Source organism: Moritella sp. (assembly GCF_013215705.1).
In the GTDB taxonomy this organism is placed as follows: domain Bacteria; phylum Pseudomonadota; class Gammaproteobacteria; order Enterobacterales; family Moritellaceae; genus Moritella.
In genome coordinates this window covers 43,387-64,664 of record NZ_JABSQR010000033.1, presented here as the reverse complement: position 1 = coordinate 64,664, position 21,278 = coordinate 43,387, and the positions used below count along the sequence as shown (strand labels likewise).

Sequence of the window (21,278 nt, the reverse complement as noted above, 5' to 3'; positions counted from 1 at the left end):
CGTCATGGTGTGCATGTTCGTCGTCATGGTGTGCATGATCGTCGTCATGGTGTGCATGATCGTTGTCATGATGTGCATGTTCGTCGTCGTGATGTGCATGTTCGTCGTCATGGTGTTCATGTTCTTTTTTTGTACTGAGTACATCGATACCGTTAGTGGCAATGACTTGCACACCTTGGTAGTTAGCCGCTTCAATTAAACGTGGCATCCAGCCTTCAAAATGTAAGCCATTGGTGACAACCAATTGTGCTTTTGAAATGGCTTTGGCATCCTGAGGGGTGGGATTAAATACATGCGCATCACCGTCAACTTTGACTAAATTTGTCACGGTTATATGTTCTTGACCTACCTGTGACACGAGATCGCCGAGAATCGAAAAACTACTGATGACATTAAGCTTCTGCTCTGCCATGACGGCTGTACTGGTCGTTAAACTAAGAATCATCATGGATGAAGTGAGCGTGGTTTTAAACATTTCATTGTCCTTATAAGGGCTAAATATTAATAAGTTGAGTTATTTTTAACTGTTGTTTTTAAACAATAATCCGCCGTTACGGCCAAATATGAGTGAGGTGATATAAAGTATGCCGAGTACTAATACAATCGCCGGGCTGGTTGCTAGGCTGGCATGATAAGAAAGAAACAGACCGAAGTAGCCACTGATCACAGCGGTGATAAACGCCACTATTAACATGCCACCTAAACGATTAGACCAAAAGCGCGCAATCGCAGCAGGCAGAACCATCAAACCAACGGCCATTAAGGTGCCTAATGCATGAAAACCGGCAACCAAATTGAGTACGACGAGGAGTAAAAATCCATAGTGGGCCACGGCACTCAGTTTGCTGATGGTTTTGAAAAAGTGGGGGTCAACACATTCCATTACTAAAGGACGATACAATATCGCGAGTGCTAAAATAGAGATTGTGGCGATAACGGTGAGTAATATTAAAGCATCATCATTGAGTGCGAGTGTTGAACCGAATAGCACATGTAATAAATCTACATTACTGCCATTGGATGAAATGATTAATACCCCGATAGCGAGTGATAGTAGATAGAAGGCGGCTAAGCTTGAATCTTCTTCCGCATTTGAATGTCGGGCTACCATGCCTGCGAGTACAGCGACCACACAACCCGCGACAATGCCGCCAATCGTCATGGCCGTGACAGATAAACCCGAGATGAGAAAACCAATGGCAGCACCGGGTAAGATAGCATGTGCCATTGCATCACCCGTTAGGCTCATGCGTCTAAGCGTTAAAAATACGCCCACAGGTGTCGCGCTAATACTGAGCACGATAATCCCCCATAATGCGCGTTGCATAAATACAAACTCAGAAAAAGGGGCGATAAATAATTCGTATAACTGTGCACTCATGATGCTTGACTCTCGATGTTAGCTGACACAGAAGTCACCGCATTTTCGTTAGTGCTGTTGTCTGGAATGTTATGTAAAGGATTATTAAATGTGTTATGCACCGCACAGTGAGCAAAATGCTGATAACCCGCTTGCAGTAAATACTGTTGAGTTAATACATCCGATGTTCTACCTGAGGCAATTAAGTTGGTTGCAACAAGTAATGTGGTTGGAAAGTATCGTTGTACCAAGGCCAGATCGTGGATCACGGCGATAACGGTTTTACCTTGTTGCTGACACGCCTGAATAACGCGCATTAATAGTTCAGTCGTTTGTGCATCAATGCCACCGAATGGCTCGTCAAGTAGCAGAATATCGGCATCTTGTAATAGCATACGTGCAAATAACATGCGCTGAAATTGCCCTCCAGATAATTGACTAATTTGACGTTCAGCCATATTTTCTAAATCTACTTTGGCTAATGCCTGTTGCAATAAGTGCTGTTCCTTACGACTAAATCGCCGCCAGAAACTACAACGTTGCCAAGCGCCTGCAGACACAAATTCACTCACCGTGATTGGAAATTTACGATCTATTTGGCTGCTTTGAGGTAAGTAGGCAATGTCTTTCAAACTTAAACGACCAAGTTCGATAGAGCCTGATACAGCGGCCATTTGTTGCATGATACTTTTGAGTAATGTGGATTTACCGGCACCGTTTGGACCGACAATTGCGACGAGATCGCCGTCGTCTATCGTTGTCGAGATATGGCTTAGCGCTATGTTTTCTTGATAAGAAACACTTAGATCAATAATTTTAATCATGATTAATTATCCGATAAACTGTAACAGTGTTAACCAAAGACTAGTCGTGATGACGAGTGCGATGCAAAGGCGTGTAAATACGCTACTCAGTAATAAAGAAATTGTTTTTGATGATGAATCTTGCTGCATTTTATATTTCTTTGTGGTTGATTATGATTGTTTAGTCTTAATGGTTGGGGATGTTATAACATAACAATAGTGATACGCAAGATTAATGTTATGTTATAACAATACATTTGTGGTTTTATATACAAAATGTGTGATTTTATATACAACGAGGTGTGATATTTGATTGGCTGAAACAATAAGAACGAGTTGAAGAGAGAGTGAGTTGAAATGTAATTTGGAGATATAAAAATGGAACAAACGAAATTAGCGCGCTATATCTGTAATTTAAAGGGGGCTGCAACAAGCTACCCTTTTGGTCCTGAGGTCTTGGTCTACAAAATTATGGGAAAGATGTTTGCTTTAATCACTGAAGATGAAAATGGCTGCCGAGTAAACTTAAAAGCACAACCGAGTGATGTTGAAGTGCTGGTGGATGAGTTTACTGCGATCTCCCCCGGTTATCATATGAATAAAAGGCATTGGATAACGGTAGTGTTAAATGCCGACGTACCAGCAGGGATGATCGAAAATTTAGCGAGTCAATCTTATGCTCTAGTGGTGAGTAAATTGACTAAAAAATTACAATTAGAGCTCGATAAATTAGCCTATGTTGAAAAGGAATGATCTTATATTTATGCTATTTGTTGATTATATAATGTGATATAGAGCACGTTTATTATTCTGGTCTAAACTCTAGATTATTCTTATCATGGTAAATTCGCAGTATTAAAAGAGCGTGGCTGTTGGGAGATAATGATGAATTCATGTAAATGTATATTGATTATGATATGGATATTTTCGGTTGGAGATATGCATGCTGCAATATTGAAAATTGGTGAAAATTCAGAGTTTGATAGTTTAATCAGCGCGTATCAAGCCGCCCAACCGGGTGATGAACTCGTGTTTACAGATAGTAGAACATACGAAGAAGGGTTAAATGTTTATAAAGAAAATTTAACGATTCGAGCAGAACCCGGACAGTCACCTACTTTAATTGGTACTGGATCTGCACACCAAGGCGTATTACATATAGGTCGAGATGGTATTATTATTGACGGATTAAAATTTGATGGAGAAGGGGTATCGAATAAACTTGTTACTACTGGCGCAAGAACCTCTATTATTGTCCGAAACTGTGAATTTAAAAATGCGAATTATGGTTTATTTGTGCTACATACAAAAGCCGATGAACGTGAAGATTTAATCATAGAAAATAATGTATTTAATAATAATGGCAATGACTTATGGCTACACAATGTAAGTGGTGGTATTGCCCGTAATAATATTGCAAATTCTGATAACGGCAATGGTATTACTGTTGGTTATTGGAGTTCGGATATGCACGTGCTGAACAATACGGTTTATAGTAATGGTAATGAGTTCTTGATGCGAAACCGTGGCGGTATCAATATTCAAGGTAATAATAATTATGTTGCCTATAACACCTCTTATAAAAATACATGGGGCATCAGTTTATCACAAGGTTTGAATAACGTTATTGAATACAATACTTTGTGGGATAATACCCATGAGAATTTATATTTTAGTATTAATTCAAATAACAACACCTTGGAAAATAATCTAGATTACTTTACTGATGATTTTGAAGGTTATGGTATTTCTATTTTATTTTATCGATCATCGGGCAATGTTATTTCACAGCATACATCAGTCAACGCCTCGCGTGGTGTTTGGTTTTCTGAAATGGGTGGTCCAAGTATCAATAATAGTGTCATTAACTCATTATTTTATGGTAACGATAAGTTGAACTCTATCGGTATTGACGCGAAAAGCCAATCTTATACACAAAACCAGTTAACTCATATATCTGTAAATAATTTTAAGACGTTAGTACATGAGAATTTAACTTTTACACAGCTATTTGAAGATGATCCTGAGTTAAGTAGCGTGTATTTGTTCAACCCTACAAGTTGGGCATTAACGGCAAGTACATTGGGTCAACCATTGGGTTCACAAGGGGTTGATTCGAGTGTGATAGATACTTTATCCTGTCAACCTACGCTAATTACCGGTAAACCTTTATTGGGCGATGATATGGCTCTTAATCTTGACATTGCGCTTGTTGATGCTTTCGGTAATGAAAGAACAGATGTTAAGCCACCTGTACTCGAAGTTACTTATATTGATCAATATTTAGATTCAAACGCATCTGCTTCACATTCCCAATTAATGCAGATCTGTACGAGTAGTTATGGTAATAAATTAATGCTAGGTGGTAATGGCTGGACATTTGATATTGGGGCTGAGAATTTATCCGATGGTAATTATGAGGTGATGTTAAAACCGTCTGGAAACTATCTGATTGGCGACGACTGTAGCGGGGTATTTTCTCGTCAATATGATTAATTAGTTGATTGCCATAAAAGAAAAAGCCCTGATAGACACGTTATTAGGGCTTTGCGGCATTTTATCCATTCACTATTATTGGAGCGAATCAGCTATTGTCGTACTTAGCTTCAATATCTATCGCTTTTAATAAACTAGGGTGAGAGTGAAGTTGTTTGCTGTAACGGGAAAGGTGAACAAAATTATCGAGTACTTGATTGTTTGCTAAGATTTCAACAATAAATGACATCATAATATCAGCGCCGGTTAGCTGTTCTGCAACCAGGTAGGTTTTACCTTCTAGTGAAGCATCAAAATAGCTGATCACTTTAGCAATTTCGGTATCTGCATAAGCAGCCATGAAATTGGTTTCACAACCGTCTTTCTCGACAAACATTTTTAATAACAGTGGTAAAATAGCTGAGCTCTCAGCAAAATGGATCCATTGCGAATAATCGACATATTCTTTTGACCATAGCTTTGGTGCTAATTTGTCAGCGGCATACTTATTAATAAGATATTCTGTGATAGCGCCAGATTCGGCAATTACTAGCCCATCATCTTCAATCACAGGTGATTTACCCAGTGGATGAATAGCTTTTAATTCAGCTGGTGCTAAAAATGTTTGGCTATCGCGCTGGTATGCAATGACTTCATAATCAACGCCTAACTCTTCTAATAACCAAATAATACGTTTTGAACGGGATTTATTTAAATGGTGTAATTTAATCATGTTAGTCTCCTACTTAGCTACTTTAATTACAAGTTTACCGAAGTTTTCACCTTGCAACATACCTGTGAACGCTGATGACGCATTTTCTAACCCGTCAATCATATGTTCGCGATATTTGATCTGACCTGACTGCAACCAAATCATCATATCTTCGAAAAATTCATTATAGCGATGTGCATAATCATCAAAAATGATGAAACCTTGCATCTTAATACGTTTCACCAATAACGTGCCCATTAATAGCGATAAACGATCGGGGCCGTCTGGTAATTCGGTCGCATTGTATTGTGATACCAAACCACATACAGGAACACGAGCGCCAGTATTGAGCTGTGGTAATACACTATCAAATACTTTGCCGCCCACATTTTCAAAATAAACATCAATACCTTTTGGACACGCCGCTTTTAATTGTGCATCAAAATCACTTGCTTTGTGATCAATACATTTATCAAAGCCTAATACGTCTTCGGCATATTTACATTTTTCAGCGCCGCCAGCGATACCAACAACATAGCACCCTTTTAACTTACCAATCTGACCGACGGTTGCCCCAACAGGACCCGTTGCAGCCGCAACAACTAGCGTATCGCCTGATTTAGGTTGACCGATATCTAATAGGCCCATGTAAGCAGTAAAGCCTGGCATGCCTAAAATCCCAAGCGCAAAAGAAGGGTTAGTTGGCTCTGCGCCTAATTTAATCAGACCTTCGCCATCAGAAATTCCATAATCTTGCCAGCCAGTGTAAGCAAGTACCCATTCATCAACTTGATAATCAGGGTGTAAAGAGGTAACAACTTGACACACTGTCGCGCCAACCATAGTGCCATCAATGGCGACTGGTTCAGCATAAGAGGCACCATCATTCATGCGGCCACGCATGTAAGGATCAAGTGATAAGTAACTTGTTCGCAGTAATAGTTCACCGTCTTTTGGCGATGGAATAGCAACTTCTTCCAAACGAAAGTTCTCTGGAGTCGGTGCGCCAACTGGACGCGAAGCAAGGGTGATACGGCGATTAATTGAGTGTGATTGAGACATACTGAGTCCTTTATTTATAAAATTTAATAAACATATTTTACAATTTAATGAGGTAACTATAAATTAAAGTAGACCGGTCGTCTATTAATTGTTTTAACTGATTTATGAATATCCCTAAGTTTCTAATCTAGACTTGCTGTATAGGGACTGTTTTTACGCTTAAGGTGAATGCGATTATGAAGTATTTAGCTTTATATTTTAGTTGTTTACTGCTTATTGGTTGTCCAACTGGTGGCAGTGGTAACGTCGACCGAAATAGCTATCCAGGTGCCGGAGGCAGTGTTTTTCTACCAGGTTATGTTATCCGTATTAATTTAAACCCCGCTGGATTAAGTCTTGATGATAACCTGCTCCGTCAGGAACATTTTCTAGACTTAACCAAAATTGGCTTGCAAGGAACTGCTATTGCCGAAGACTCTGTGGAATGGTTTTGTGTTCTCGATAATAACACTGGATTGATGTGGGAAGTTAAATCGGTGATTGGTAGTGGTAGTGCCAACGATGCCGATTATGTCTACTCGTGGTTTAGGTCTAATGATGTTGATTTTAATGGTCACATAGTTACCGAAAATGGTGGTATTTGTATTGACAGTAGTAATTGTGACACCGAGAAATTCGCACTTGTCATGAATGAAGATGATTGGTGTGGTTACAATGATTGGCGATTGCCTACTCGTTTAGAGCTGCAAAGTATTATTAATTATTCGCAAGCATTACCTGCCATCGAAATGACATATTTTCCTTATACCCAAAATGAATATTACTGGACAGCTGATATTGATAGCGATGACTTAGGATCTGCTTGGATGATTAATTTTTTATATGGCAATATTCAAGGCAATCTGACCAGTATACCAAGAGCGCTGCGTTTAGTTCGAAGTAGTGAATAATGTTCGTTATTTTGTATTTGTAACATGACGATAAAGTGTTCATAAAAAAGGAATTAATGATGGTTTTTATTGTAATTCGACCTCTTTTTTACATAGCGAGCGTTATGTTATTACTTATTGTACCGATGAAAGTAAGTGGACTTGAGCAACGTTGTAACGATAAGGCCGAAACTTCGACACCAACGGAACGCTTCATTAAAAATAATGATGGTTTATTATTTGATAAGGCGACAAGATTAGAATGGCAAACTTGTGTTAGTGGACGGACCGGAATCCGATGCCAGTACGGTACTGTTCGCTACTTTACATGGTGGGAAGCTATGATGGAACCCTCCGAATTTAATACTAAAAATGATGGGTACTCGGATTGGAGACTACCTGACATTAAAGAACTTTATAGTATTATTGAAACAGCCTGTGAAGAACCGAGCTTAAACCAAACGATCTTTCCAAATCACCCTTTGTTACCAGCGGTCTCTAAGTCTTGGTCGAGTACGCCAAGCCGTAGTAATATGGGGCGAGCTTGGCAGATCGAGTTCCAGAATGGATTATTATATAGTCTTGGTAATAATGAGCGTTTAACTGTGCGTTTAGTCCGAACTTGTGATGATATATGCCAGCAGGCGTATGATTAATCAGTGCTCATTCATCCCTGGTTTTGTTTGACCGTATTAAAGGCGGCAGTAATGATCAAACCGTTTATCTGCAATAGCACTTTTAGTCTCCGTTAATCTACAGGCTTAGCTTTGTGGCTAAGACTGCTCACTGGTCGACTTATTATGTTTATGGGCAGCGGCTAAATTGCTCACTGTATTTTTATCTTCGTTGCTATGTGCTTGGGTTGACCAAGCATCATTGAGATTATCGTAATAAGTTAATGCATCTAACCCCAATAATTTTTTCAATATACGTCGTTCTGTCAGACTACGGTTAACAAACTCTGGTTCGTGTTCATGCATCTGCCTTGCCTCTTTATGTAATACCGCTTCGTCATGACGTCGGAAGACCTGGCCCGCACGATGAGCTTGATTGGCGCGCATTCCCAAGGCTTTTAATGTTTCAACACCCAGGCTGATACCAGAGTCAAGAGATTCTCTAAACACATGATCGGCGCCGAGGCGTATTAATTGCTGCGCATGGTTACGATCTGTGGCGCGTACTAATACGGTTAAGTGAGGAAAGTGTTTTTTTACTTTGATTAAAATACGCTTTGTTCGGCTCGCACTTTCGACTGCAATAATAAATAATTTCGCATTATCTGCACCGGCAGCATGTAATAAATTAAGCTGTTCGGCATCACCATAAAATACCTTGTATTTGAATTGCTGTAATAGCTCTATCTGACTTACATCGTTTTCTAAGATAGTGGTATTGATATGATAACCATGCAGTAATCGTCCAACAACCTGCCCGAAACCACCAAAACCCGCGATAATGACAGAACTGTCGGTATCTTCAGGGATTTGATGCTCTGGTGTGGCTTTATTGTCGGCATGCGGTACTTTTCGCTTGAATGTGGGTGCAATGATTTTATCGTTAATAATTAATAGTAGTGGTGTGAATACCATAGATAAGGTAACCACTAAAACCAGTAAACTGGCTATTTCGTTATCAAACACTTGACGTTGTAGTGCAAACGAGGTCAGTACAAAGGCAAATTCACCCCCTTGTGCAAGGGCACAAGAAAATAGCCAATTTTGACTTCGCTGGATCTTAAAGACGATGCCGGTGATAAATAACACCACAAATTTAATCACAATGAGCCCGGTGACGAGAAAGGCGATGAGTGCGGGTTGTTCGAATAATAAATTAAAGTCGATACTGGCGCCGACAGAGATAAAGAAAATACCTAATAATAAGCTTTTGAACGGTTCAATATCACTCTCAAGTTCGTGGCGGTATTCACTGTCTGCCAATACAACGCCGGCTAAGAACGTGCCCAGTGCGGCAGATAAGCCGACTGCTTCCATCGCTAACGCGATACCAACAACCAGTGCCAGTGCGGTGGCGATGAAAATTTCACGCGAGCGTGATCTGGCAATAATGCGTAACAGGGGGACCACGAGAAAGTGACCACCGATGATAATTCCGGCAATGACACCGGCAATCATTAATGCACTCTGCCAACTTGGTATTGTTGATTCGACAATGGCAGTGTCTTGTATTACCAATAGCGGTAGTAAAGAGAGAATTGGAATAACGGCAATATCTTGGAAAAGTAAAACGGCAAAGGCATTCTTACCTGCTTCAGTTTTCATTAACTCCCGTTCTTGTAGATTTTGCAATACAATTGCGGTCGATGACAGCGCTACGATTAAACCGATGGCGAGTGCTGTTTGCCAAGCAAGTCCACAGGCAAGTAGCAGTAAGAAGATGCACAAGGTTGTCGCACAAAGTTGCAAGCCACCTGTGCCTAAAATAGGCATTCTTAACTGCCATAACAAGGCCGGTTTTAATTCTAAGCCGACTAAAAAAAGCATCATGACTACGCCAAACTCGGCCACGTGCATAACATCTTCTTGATTGGAAATTAAGCTTAACGCATAAGGTCCAACAATTGCGCCAGCAATCAAATAACCCAGTACTGAACCGAGCCCTAGGCGCTTTGCGATAGGCACCGCCACGACACCCGCGGCAAGATAGATGAAAATATTAAATAATACGCCATGTTCCATGATTAACTGTTCTCCTGTGTTACAGCTACAGCGTCACTATGCTGTTGTAACGTTAATAATAGTTGGCGGTATTCTTTGGCTTTACGTGCAATTCGGGCTGGGTTGTGACGTTTATGAATGTCATGAACAACAAATGGAGTGAGGTATTCTAAATTACACAGTTTGCTCATTTGGCTAAATGGTAATAAAAATTGGCTAATATCATGTTCATTGTAGCCTGCGGTAGCGTAAGAATTCATACTCCCGCCAGTGGAGATGGCCAGCATTATTTTTTTGCCAACCAGTTTATCGCCATGTTCACCATAAGCAAAACCATGTTCGAGTACCAGGTCTTGCCACTCTTTTAATATTGCTGGGCATGAATACCAGTAAAGTGGAAATTGAAAGACGATGATGTCGTGATTAAGTAATAACGTTTGTTCGTGCTTTATATCGATAAACGAATCTGGGTAGGTATCGTAGAGGTCGTGACAAGTAATGCCTTCAATGTTTTGAATTTCATTGAATAATGATTTATGTGCAATTGATTTTTGTAATGCAGGATGGGCAAATAAAACGAGAATTTTGAGCATGTTTTTCAATCATCCTTTATTGAAATAGAACTTTATACTGGCATTCAATAGCTTAGTGCCTAAAGTCGGTATTACCTGAATTGTTATAATGTAAGCTTATAATATAAAACAAATTATTTCAGTGTTTTTTTAGTTGTACTGACTAAATTTAGTGATATATATATTATTTTAAAATCATTGAAGGGTCACTGATTGAAACCTTATTAACGCATTTTATCTTAGCACCATTGTGTTATTATCCCGTCAATAAATTGATGCTTATCAAGATTTAACGCTATTTTTGATGATGACTTAACCGTTGGAGTTACTTTCTATATGATTTCGAAAAATCATCGCTTACTTTCATTACCTTTATTATTCGCTAGCAGCTTGCTTGGTTTGGGTAGTGTAGCAATAGCAAAACCTCTGGCAAAGAGCCCTGGATTTTCTGGTACGATCGGTATTAATGCGGGGGGCAGCGATACGCAAAGTCAATTTAATATTGATGACGATAATGAACAGACCCAAAATGTAAATAACGCAGGAGAGGAAATTACAACTGCTGTGTTGTTTCCTTTTTTTCGTCTGGCTTATACAACAGATGATTTACAGACTCAGTATTTTCTTGGTCAAAGTCCTGAAAATATCTTAAATAGTGCCATACAGTACGAACTGGGTGTTACACATAAATTTGATAAGCGTCAGAGTATTACTTTTGCCTATATCCCTCACGTGCCATTTCTAAAAGAAACCTGGTCTGATCCGTTTTTAACCAATGCGCCAAGAGAGCAAACGGATATCGATTCGAGTGCCATGCGTGTGGCTTATAAATTTGCCCCTGTTCAGGTTGAATATGCTTACGCATCTTACTCGCTAGAAGATGAACAAAGCGGAAGTCAAAACGCTGTGTGTCATAACGTGGCTTGTACCGCAGAGCAGCAAGCGTTGCTTAAGCGCGACAGTGACTACCATCGACTTAGCTTGGAAAGCACGTTGCCTGTGTGGTTGGGTACATATGCTAAAGTGAATGTGTTTTATGGTAAACAAAATGCGGATGGTAAGAGCCAAAGCTTTGATGAATTTCATTATAGTCTCAGTATTATGACTAAATATGAACGGCATTTTATTTCAGTTCAAGCCGCGTTTAGTGATCGCGAGTACGATGCTGAGAATCCAATATTCGGTCAAGTGCAAGAGGACGATGTTGCCCGTTATTCATTCCTTTACTCTTATACGGAACCGTTCGATATAAAAGGCAGTAACCTTAATATCATTTATCAAAACAAAGAGACTGATGCTAATATTGAATTCTATGATAGCTCGACGAATTTTGTCTCCGTTGGTATGAGTTATAGCTTTTAATTAGAATTAGCAAGCACGTGAAGGGGGCGATACAGTGAGTATCGCCCCCTTTTCATTTATGAGTGAAGAAGATTAATAACGTAAGTTAATAACCTAAGCTAAGTGCACCTGGTCGGCGTGGGTCCGATGCCCCATAAACGCCTGCCTCTGTTAGCATTATGGTTTGGGTACTGCCCATAGCCGCTTTCACTTCAACCTCATGTCCCTTACTTTCTAATAAGTTAATCGTATCGACATTTAGCCCTTTCTCGATGCGGATCACGTCTGGTAACCACTGGTGGTGGAACCGTGGCGCGGCGCTGGCTTCGGCAATATTCATATTATGGTCAATGACATTCATGATCACTTGCAGCGTGGTGGTAATGATACGTGAACCGCCAGGACTACCTGTGACTAAATAAGGTTTGTTATCTTTTAATACGATGGTTGGCGTCATCGAGCTTAATGGCCGTTTTTGCGCGGCGACTGCATTGGCTTTGCCACCAATGAGGCCGTAAGCATTGGGGGTACCGGGCTTAGCCGAAAAATCATCCATTTCATTATTTAATAATACCCCGGTGCCATCAGCAACCAGTCCTGAACCATAACTGAAGTTGAGGGTATAAGTATTACTCACCGCATTACCAAACTTATCCACCACACTGTAATGGGTGGTTTGGTTACTTTCGTAAGGTAATAATGTACCAGGGGAAACTTCACTGCTTGGTGTTGCTTTGTTAAGGTTTATTTGACTCACTAATTGTTTTGCGTACTGTTTGTTGGTTAACTCCGCAACTGGCACGTTAACAAAATCAGGATCACCTAAGTATAAGCTACGATCGGCATAAGCCCGGCGCATTGATTCTGCCATTACATGAATGGTGGCAGCGCTATTATGACCCATTTTATCAATGGGGAACTCAGCGAGCATATTCAACATTTGCACTATATGTACGCCACCAGAAGACGGCGGTGGCATTGATATCACTTGGTAACCACGATAATCACCAGTGATAGGTTGGCGCTCTATGGCTTTATAACTGGCTAAATCTTGCATTGTCATTATGCCGCCAGCGTCACGTACCGAATCGCTAATCTGTTTGGCAATCGGGCCTTGGTAGAATGCAGGGCTGCCTTTTTTAGCAATGGCCAATAGCGTATTAGCCAGATCGGTTTGTTTTAATATTTCACCGGGTTGGTAGTTACTGCCATCGGCTTTATAGAAAATAGATTGGGTACTTGGCCATTGGCTTAAGTGCTTTTTCGTTGCTCTGAGTGAATTGGCTAAGTCAGGCGTCACCATAATACCGTCACGCGCTAATTTGATCGCGGGTGCCATGACTTGTGCTAATGACATACTGCCGTATTTATTTAATGCGAGTTCAAATCCTAATACTGTCCCTGGTACGCCGACGGCTAGACCATGAAAGCGAGACAGCAGACTGTCAGCATTGCCAGCATCATCTAAAAACATATCAGGGTAAGCTGCCTGTGGTGCAACTTCACGGTAATCAATTGCAATAGCGCGTTGTTCTTCGGCTAAATAAACCAGCATGAATCCACCGCCACCGAGATTACCAGCGCGGGGTAGGGTAACAGCTAATGCATAACCCACGGCGACAGCAGCATCAATAGCGTTACCACCTTGCTGCATGATATCGACACCGATTTGTGTGGCGAGCGCTTCTTGACTCGCCACCATGCCATTGGCAGCCCAAACGGGATGGTGGATCGCCATTTGACTATAAATAGCACTCGTGGATGGTTTAATGTTAGCGACTATGTCACTGCTGGTGATCTTGGCAAACGCTGTTGGTAACGTCAAGCTAATGCAGCCGATGAATCCAAAGGTAAGTGCTTTAGTAACGTGTGTCGTTGGCATGACTTTTCCCTATTCGATAGCGCGTGATGCTAAGCCGCGTTGTCTATTGGTTCGCTGGTGGTGAAGTTACGCTTGGCAATACCAAGATCTTTCCAGATTTGCATGTGCTCTGGTAATTGCTGTGGGCGTTGTTCAACAGGGATATAGGTCATTACTTTTTCAGGTGAAATGACTTTGCCTTTTTGTAAAAAAACCGCTTTTACTAAGCTGTAGTTACATAACTTACCATCGGCGACGCATTTCTGCTCGAGATAAAAATATTTATCATCCCAACCTAAGTAGGTGGTTTCGACATCGAATTTTTTAAATAAACGTATTTCACGAATATAGCCTACCTCAACACCTGCCACGATGAAGTTTAATTTATTCTTCAATAATGTATTAAATGTATTGGTCTGAATTGCATGGTCCCAACGCGATTTTTCCAGAAACATCAGGTATTTTGCATTGTTAATATGTAGGTTCAGATCGATATGACGAAAGCCGACTCGAAAAGAGCGGGTGATGGTATCGAAAAACCCTTTGGTATTAGTTTGCTTATTACGTAGATAAAAACAACGGATCAATTCACTGATCATAACGCCTCAATATTGTTTATAGATAAATAGAACAAAGATTCTACTCAGTTCCGCATGCTTGTCACGGTAATTGTAATGAAAATGTTAATCGTGGTGTGGGTCGCGTTTAAGAAGCGGACGCTGGTCAGGCAGTGTAGTTATCAGTAGATACTTAATAAGCGCTATTTTTACGATATTTCGCATTGTAAATTAAGTTAAATGAGCTTGATAAGTATATTACTCTGGTTTTAATGCTGATTATGTTTTTAAGCTGGTGTTTAACTCTGTTGGTGGTGCCCTTGTTTGAGTCTGAAGTCGTTAACTTGCTCACATTTTTCGTGACATGTATAAAAGTATATGGTGATTGGTTTTATTTGTTAATCACTTTGGTTCTTTAGTTGTAGTTTTTTCGGTGTTTTATTAATGCACTGATACTTAAGCTAAAAACAATATCTTCGAAAAGTTATAAATGTTAAATTGTTCACTTAGTGTTAATTTTTGATTTCACCTTAATTATCAGGGTAAAGTAAGTTGTGATTCAGGTCTATGAAACGATCCAACAGCATTATCGACTGCCTATAAGGTGTTATATTTGTTTCATCTTCTGACTACGACTGAGTCAGTGAAGCTGTTCACTTTAATTAGCAATTAAACATGATTTAAATTGCTTAGCTATAATCGAGGCTATAATGAAAAAACTTGCATTAACTCTTCTTTGCGCATCAATCGCGGCACCAGCATTCGCTGCTGGTTCATCTTACGTAACAGGTAATGTACAACTACATGACCGCACCGATTTCAACGGTTCTGATGTGACATCAACTCTTGAAGCAGGCCATACGTTTACAACTGGCACTACAGTTTTAGTGGAGTTTGATGGTATTCAACTTGGTAACACTGACTACGGCACAAATGGTGAGCAAGGTAGTTCAGCAGCTTCTGCTTACACTACGTTAGGTGTTGAACAATCATTCAGCATTAACGAGAAACTATGGGTAGCAGTTGGTTACCATCACTTATTACACGATGGTGAAGCGATTCAATACCGTCCATTAGTTAAAGTTGGTTACAACTTCGATAACGGTATTTCTATCTCTAACCGCACTCGTATGCAAATTCAAGCTAATGATGCTATTAATGCTGGTACTGGCGTAGATGAAACAAACGATCAAGTTCGTTTTGATAACAACATTGCTTATCAATTCCAAGATATGCCAGTGAATGTTAAATACAACAATGTTTATTACGTAAATGATGGTGTTACTAAGGATAACTCTATGGAACATGAATTACGTGCAACTTGGACACGTGCTGGTGTTCAGCCATATGTTGAGTACCGTAACCAAGAGTCTTCAAGCAAAATTAATCCTGGTCACAACAATAATGTGTTTGTAGTTGGTGCTTCTTACGGTTTTTAAGCCTTGAGCATATAGAACAATATTAAATCCTTTAGGTAAAATCCCACTTATTTGCAGTAAGCGGGATTTTTTATCGGTCACGTTTTTACGAAAAAAGATTATCTCGATGCTATGATGACATCGATATTTTTGGCTTCAATGGCACAGCGTTGCTCATCCGTAATATCAGCATCGGTAATGAGGGTGTGGATATTATCCCATGCAAGTTCGAGGTTAGGCATTTTACGACTGATCTTGTCTGACTCTACCATGACAACAACTTCTCTGGATACTTCTGCCATGACGCGACTCAGGCCAATTAACTCATTAAACGTTGTGCTGCCACGTTCTAAATCAATACCGTCGGCACCGATAAACAGCTGATCAAAGTCGTATGAGCGCAGTACTTGTTCGGCTATTTGACCTTGGAATGATTCAGAGTGCGGGTCCCAAGTGCCACCTGTCATTAATAACGTCGGTTCATTCTCTAAACCATTTAACGCATTAGCCACTTGTAGTGAATTGGTCATGGTGATCAAGCCTTTTTTATTGGCGAGCTGCTCGATTAAACTAGCCGTGGTGGTACCACTGTCGATAATAATCCGGTTGTGATCACGAATGCGTAATGCGGCCGCAATGGCAATTTCGATTTTGCACTGAGAGACTTTATCGGTTTCAACTTCAGGTAGAAATTCTTTCGGGATAGGTATTGCGCCACCATAACGACGTAATAATAATCCGTTTTGTTCTAACGCGGTGAGATCTTTACGGATGGTGACTTCTGATGTTTCAAAACGTTGGGCTAGTTCATCAACGCTGAGTGTACCCTGTTCTTCAAGTAACTTAATGATGGTATGACGACGTTGTTGAGTGTTGCGTTTTGACATAGTGTATGTGATTCATTTATTAAAGATAAGAGTGTAACAATATCATAGATTAACAGCAGCTGTTATCTATGATATTTGACAGTTCCTTAGTACTAGCTGGGGTAGTATAAATTGCTGCGCTGGACTAAATTAAACTTTTCGAGATGTTCAGGGGGGATATTATTATTGCTGATAGCTTTAGTTATCACGATATTTTCATCACCGCAATGACGTAAAAGTGGTTGTTTCTTTATCGGCTCAAGCTCATTAAAATCGACAATCAGCGGTTGTCGAAGACTATCTATAATATTCATCTGTACTAGGGCTTGGCTGTTATTATAACTCACGATAGTACCAACCGGGTATATGCCCATCATTTTAATAAATTGTTCGAGATAGGCTTTGTTGTAATGCTTATTGGCGACTTTAAACAGCAAGCCAATGGCTAGATGTGGTGAATAGCGGTGTTGAGGTAAGTTGGCGTTGCACATTTCATTATAGCGGGTGGTGATGGCCACTAATTGTGCGTACTTTGACATTTTATCTTGCTTGAAACCGCGTGGGTAACCGCTACCATCGAATTTTTCATTGATCTGTAAAATACTTTGAACGACAATATCAGGTAGTGCATCTATATCTTGTAATCTTTGCGCTGCATAAGCTGGATGTTGTTTGAGGTAATTAACTTCTGGTTTTGTAAGTTCAGATCTTTTATTACGAATTGAAGCGGGCACCCATAACATACCAAACTGACTGAGTAAGGCTGTCTGAGCCACGATTGCCACATCTTGTGCGTTAAAGGCTAGCTGCTGTGCTAAGCGTGTACTGAGTACGGCCACATTCATCGCGTTTTGATAAAGCGTATCACTTGATATCTCCTCATTGCATAACACGAAGCTAAAGTTATGCTGTTGTTCAGCTGCAATGGTTAATTCACCTGACAGTAATTCTAATCGTTCCATCGCTTTTTCAGGTTGCAAGCTAAATGTGCTGTAAATATCTTTGAGGGACGCGATCTTATTTTGATATTTTGAGCGAGTATGACGGATTTGTTTCCACCAGGCCTGCTGCTGTGTTAATTGTGTTTGCTGTTCTGTTTTTTCTTTGAGTACCGTTGGTTGGGCTATTGTCTCAGTATTTGTGAGTGGGTGCTCTGCCAATTGTTCAGCTAAAACCTGGCCATTTGCAACGGGTGTTGTTGATTGCTCTGCTTCTGATGCTTGCGTGATTTTACTGCGAGAGATATCGACAGAAATCGTGGCTAACCCCAAGTGTTGTACAATTTGTAATTGTCTTTCGTCCTTAATAATAAATGAGTTAAGAATGAAAGGGTGGGATGTCCAACCAATGGGAAGATTAATAAAATGACCCACTTTAAGGTCTTTAATCGTTAATGAGACATTTGCCATTACTTACCTGCCACTTATTTAAATCCATTTTGACTTCAGTGTTAGTGCTATCCTTATTAAATACAGCTATTTAGTCATTGAATAGAGTATTAAAAACACAGTCAAATAATTATAGGGGATAAGTTTAGGGTTATCAAAACTAAATATGGGAGATGTGGGCTAGTTATCTTTTCAACGATTTTATTTAAAATTGTGGCATAGTCGAAGGTATAAACAGGTATATTATTAATTATTCAATACATAATAAAAGGGTGTGAAATATGGATTAAAAAATCCACATTCCCCACCCTTTGTAGGTAACTGCTATCCGCTTATTGGACGATAGCAATAACCAATACTATTTAACCACCGCTACTTTTTTAGTCGGTTGTTTTTCTAGTTCATAGCTTTCTTTGTAATCAGTACCGTAGTAAGAAGCAAGTAATAGTGCTTTTAGCTCGCTAATTAGTGGGTAACGAGGGTTAGCACCAGTACATTGGTCATCGAATGCTTCAATCGCTAGTTGATCAACTTTAGCAAGGAAATCAGCTTCGTTTACGCCAGCTGCTTGAATTGATTTAGGAATATCTAAATCAGTTTTAAGTTCGTCTAACCAGTTTAGTAGTGCGTTAATTTTGTCAGCTGTTTTACCTTCACGGAAGCCTAAGTGCTCAGCAACTTCAGCATAACGAGCACGTGCTTTCGGACGGTCGTATTGTGAAAATGCAGCTTGTTTGGTTGGCATATCAGTGGCGTTATAACGAATAACGTTAGTGATAAGTAGTGCATTTGCTAAGCCGTGTGGAATATGGAATTCAGCACCTAGTTTGTGTGCCATTGAGTGACACACACCCAAGAAAGCATTGGCAAAGGCGATACCCGCAATAGTGGCACCGTTGTGTACTTTCTCACGTGCGACTGGGTCTTTAGCACCATTTTTGTAAGAACTTGGTAAATACTCTTTTAATAGTTTAAGCGCCTGTAGTGCTTGACCATCTGAGTATTCATTTTGTAAGACAGACACATAAGCTTCTAGCGCATGTGTTACCGCATCATAACCACCAAATCCAGTTAATGATTTTGGCATGTTCATCACCAAGTCAGCATCGATAACCGCCATATTTGGCGTTAGTTGGTAGTCAGCGATTGGGTATTTTTGACCCGTTACTTCATCTGTCACTACCGCAAATGGAGTTACTTCAGAACCAGTGCCTGATGTTGTCGTTACCGCAACCATCATGGCTTTTATGCCCATTTTAGGGAACTTGTAAATACGTTTACGGATATCCATAAAACGCATTGCAAGATCTTCGAAGTGTACATCTGGATGTTCGTACATTACCCACATAATCTTCGCTGCATCCATTGGTGAACCGCCACCAAAGGCAATGATCACATCCGGTTGGAAGCTGTTCATCACTGCAACACCTTTCTTCACGATTGCAAGTGTTGGATCTGCTTCTACGTCGTAGAATACTTCAGTATCGATGCCTTTTCTTTTTAGAATTGAAACTAAGTCATCAACATAACCGTTGTTGAATAGGAACTTATCAGTAACGATACAAGCACGTTTTTTGCCAACAAGGTCATCCATCGCAATGGGTAATGAACCACGGCGGAAGTAAATTGATTCAGGTAGTTTATGCCACAACATATTTTCAGCTCGCTTTGCAACAATTTTTTTATTGATAAGGTGCTTAGGACCCACGTTTTCTGAGATAGAGTTACCACCCCAAGAACCACAACCTAGCGTTAGAGATGGTGCTAAACCGAAGTTATATAAATCACCGATACCACCTTGTGAACTTGGTTGGTTAATCAGGATACGTGCCGTTTTCATTTTATCGCCGAAGTCTTTGATACGATCTTCGTTGGCATCTTGGTCTGTATAGAGTCCAGATGTATGACCTATACCGCCAATCTCAACCATAGTGATAGCTTGCTCTACAGCGTGATTGTAATCACGTGCGCGGAACATACCTAATGTTGGCGATAGTTTTTCGTGAGCGAATGCATCATCAATGTGTACTTCTGGACCTTCACCAATCAATACTTTTGTGAAAGGAGGCACTGTAACCCCCGCCATTTCTGCAATCTTAATTGCAGACTGACCAACAATCGCAGGATTCATGTTGCCATTGATTAGTACGATTTCACGTACTTTATCGGCTTCTTTCTTCGTTAAGATGTAACCGCCGTGCGTAATGAAACGTGCTTTTACCGCGTCATATACTTCGTCAACAACAATAACCGCTTGTTCCGAGGCACATACCACACCGTTATCGAATGTTTTTGACATTAAGATTGAAGACACGGCACGTTTAATGTCTGCTGTTTCATCAATCACAATCGGGGTATTACCTGCGCCAACACCAATGGCTGGTTTACCTGAAGAGTAAGCGGCTTTAACCATGCCCGGACCACCAGTGGCTAGAATAAGGTTAATGTCATTGTGATGCATCAATGAATGTGATAATTCAACCGATGGTTCATCAATCCAACCGATGATATGTTTTGGCGCTCCTGCTGCAACCGCGGCATCTAATACAATTTTAGCGGCTGTGTTGGTTGCATTTTTTGCACGTGGATGTGGCGAGAAGATAATACCATTACGTGTTTTAAGTGAAATTAACGCTTTAAAAATAGCCGTTGAAGTTGGGTTTGTTGTTGGTACGATACCGCAGATGATACCAACCGGCTCGGCAATGGTAATGGTGCCAAATTCGTTATCTTCTTCAATAATGCCGCACGTGAGGGAATCTTTATATTTGTTGTAGATGTATTCAGATGCAAAGTGGTTTTTAGTTACTTTATCTTCCAATACACCCATGCCTGATTCTTCAACAGCCATTTGTGCTAATGGGATACGTGCTGTAGATGCTGCAAGGGCTGCGGCGCGGAAAATCTTATCAACTTGTTGTTGATTGAAGGTGGCGAATTCTTGTTGCGCGGTTTTGACTTTTGCAACCATGGCATTGAGTGTTTCAATATTTTTGACCGTCATAATCTATCCTTAAAACTAATTTAAAATCTAAAAATTATTTACTAAGGGATACCTCTTAGTGAATAGCTTTGATTTGAAGTATAGATAATCTTAAGGATTAAAAATTGATCTAAATCAATTGTAGTAATATTACGTATTATATTTTCATAATAGTGTTAAGTCGGTCGTAAATCTGTGAAAATCACTTTATTTGTAATTTTATTTCAATGCGATCAAGACTCATTTATAGGGTCGTAACACGCTGAATTTAAAAAAAAAGACGTAAAATTAACAAAGTTATTGTTAATTTTAGAGGCATTAAGGTAGCATTGCCTG

At 40.1% G+C, this 21,278-nt stretch carries 18 protein-coding genes; 6 read left to right on the top strand and 12 right to left on the bottom strand.

Features of this window, described 5'->3' with window-relative positions:
* The 3 genes from HRT96_RS18850 to HRT96_RS18840 form a co-directional block, all read right to left on the bottom strand.
* On the bottom strand, window positions 1-475 hold a 475-nt coding region (locus HRT96_RS18850), incomplete at its 3' end, for a zinc ABC transporter substrate-binding protein (RefSeq protein ID WP_293159747.1).
* Between the two features lie 45 nt (window positions 476-520).
* The gene (locus HRT96_RS18845; RefSeq protein ID WP_293159745.1) at window positions 521-1,381 is read right to left on the bottom strand and encodes a metal ABC transporter permease; all 861 of its coding nucleotides are present in this window, start codon (window positions 1,379-1,381) and stop codon (window positions 521-523) included.
* Window positions 1,378-2,184, bottom strand: a complete 807-nt coding sequence (locus HRT96_RS18840; RefSeq protein WP_293159743.1) for an ABC transporter ATP-binding protein — start codon at window positions 2,182-2,184, stop codon at window positions 1,378-1,380. Before HRT96_RS18840 ends, HRT96_RS18845 begins: the two co-directional genes overlap by 4 nt.
* Window positions 2,185-2,541: 357 nt before the next feature.
* Here HRT96_RS18840 and HRT96_RS18835 point away from each other — a divergent pair, with 357 nt between their 5' ends.
* Window positions 2,542-2,916, top strand: a complete 375-nt coding sequence (locus tag HRT96_RS18835) for an MmcQ/YjbR family DNA-binding protein (RefSeq protein WP_293159741.1) — start codon at window positions 2,542-2,544, stop codon at window positions 2,914-2,916.
* Between the two features lie 159 nt (window positions 2,917-3,075).
* Window positions 3,076-4,659, top strand: coding sequence for a right-handed parallel beta-helix repeat-containing protein (locus tag HRT96_RS18830; RefSeq protein ID WP_293159739.1), 1,584 nt, complete (start codon window positions 3,076-3,078; stop codon window positions 4,657-4,659).
* An 88-nt stretch (window positions 4,660-4,747) separates the two neighbouring features.
* Here the strand turns inward: HRT96_RS18830 and HRT96_RS18825 are convergent, their stop codons facing one another.
* On the bottom strand, window positions 4,748-5,371 hold the full coding sequence (locus HRT96_RS18825) for a glutathione S-transferase family protein (RefSeq protein ID WP_293159737.1): 624 nt from the start codon (window positions 5,369-5,371) through the stop codon (window positions 4,748-4,750).
* 9 nt (window positions 5,372-5,380) lie between these two features.
* On the bottom strand, window positions 5,381-6,412 hold the full coding sequence (locus HRT96_RS18820; protein ID WP_293159735.1) for an NADP-dependent oxidoreductase: 1,032 nt from the start codon (window positions 6,410-6,412) through the stop codon (window positions 5,381-5,383).
* A 176-nt stretch (window positions 6,413-6,588) separates the two neighbouring features.
* Here HRT96_RS18820 and HRT96_RS18815 point away from each other — a divergent pair, with 176 nt between their 5' ends.
* Window positions 6,589-7,302, top strand: a complete 714-nt coding sequence (locus HRT96_RS18815) for a DUF1566 domain-containing protein (RefSeq protein WP_293159733.1) — start codon at window positions 6,589-6,591, stop codon at window positions 7,300-7,302.
* Between the two features lie 104 nt (window positions 7,303-7,406).
* Window positions 7,407-7,937 (top strand): DUF1566 domain-containing protein, encoded by a 531-nt coding sequence (locus tag HRT96_RS18810; protein ID WP_293159731.1) that lies wholly within the window; start codon window positions 7,407-7,409, stop codon window positions 7,935-7,937.
* A 117-nt stretch (window positions 7,938-8,054) separates the two neighbouring features.
* Here the strand turns inward: HRT96_RS18810 and HRT96_RS18805 are convergent, their stop codons facing one another.
* Together HRT96_RS18805 and HRT96_RS18800 are read right to left on the bottom strand one after the other, a co-directional pair.
* Entirely contained in the window at window positions 8,055-9,977 is a 1,923-nt protein-coding gene (locus HRT96_RS18805) for a monovalent cation:proton antiporter-2 (CPA2) family protein (RefSeq protein WP_293159729.1), read from the bottom strand.
* A 2-nt stretch (window positions 9,978-9,979) separates the two neighbouring features.
* Entirely contained in the window at window positions 9,980-10,549 is a 570-nt protein-coding gene (locus HRT96_RS18800) for an NAD(P)H-dependent oxidoreductase (protein WP_293159727.1), read from the bottom strand.
* A 315-nt stretch (window positions 10,550-10,864) separates the two neighbouring features.
* Between HRT96_RS18800 and HRT96_RS18795 the strand changes: the two genes are divergently transcribed.
* Window positions 10,865-11,890, top strand: coding sequence for a DUF2860 family protein (locus HRT96_RS18795; RefSeq protein WP_293159725.1), 1,026 nt, complete (start codon window positions 10,865-10,867; stop codon window positions 11,888-11,890).
* An 85-nt stretch (window positions 11,891-11,975) separates the two neighbouring features.
* Here the strand turns inward: HRT96_RS18795 and ggt are convergent, their stop codons facing one another.
* Window positions 11,976-13,751 carry a gamma-glutamyltransferase gene (gene ggt / locus HRT96_RS18790; protein ID WP_293159723.1) on the bottom strand — a complete coding sequence of 592 codons (1,776 nt, stop codon included), beginning with the start codon at window positions 13,749-13,751 and terminating at the stop codon, window positions 11,976-11,978.
* Between the two features lie 29 nt (window positions 13,752-13,780).
* Window positions 13,781-14,329: a thioesterase family protein gene (locus HRT96_RS18785; protein ID WP_293159721.1), complete on the bottom strand. Its 549-nt coding sequence runs from the start codon at window positions 14,327-14,329 to the stop codon at window positions 13,781-13,783.
* A 668-nt stretch (window positions 14,330-14,997) separates the two neighbouring features.
* On the opposite strand from HRT96_RS18785, the gene HRT96_RS18780 reads away from it, so the two are divergent.
* A complete protein-coding gene (locus HRT96_RS18780) occupies window positions 14,998-15,726 on the top strand; it encodes an oligogalacturonate-specific porin KdgM family protein (RefSeq protein WP_293159719.1) in 729 nt (242 codons plus the stop codon).
* A gap of 98 nt (window positions 15,727-15,824) precedes the next feature.
* Here the strand turns inward: HRT96_RS18780 and HRT96_RS18775 are convergent, their stop codons facing one another.
* From HRT96_RS18775 to adhE, 3 genes are all read right to left on the bottom strand, one after another.
* Window positions 15,825-16,592, bottom strand: coding sequence for a DeoR/GlpR family DNA-binding transcription regulator (locus HRT96_RS18775; RefSeq protein ID WP_293159717.1), 768 nt, complete (start codon window positions 16,590-16,592; stop codon window positions 15,825-15,827).
* 92 nt (window positions 16,593-16,684) lie between these two features.
* Window positions 16,685-17,980, bottom strand: coding sequence for an HD-GYP domain-containing protein (locus HRT96_RS18770; protein ID WP_293159715.1), 1,296 nt, complete (start codon window positions 17,978-17,980; stop codon window positions 16,685-16,687).
* 337 nt (window positions 17,981-18,317) lie between these two features.
* A complete protein-coding gene (gene adhE / locus HRT96_RS18765) occupies window positions 18,318-20,963 on the bottom strand; it encodes a bifunctional acetaldehyde-CoA/alcohol dehydrogenase (RefSeq protein WP_293159713.1) in 2,646 nt (881 codons plus the stop codon).
* Window positions 20,964-21,278: the final 315 nt, after the last annotated feature.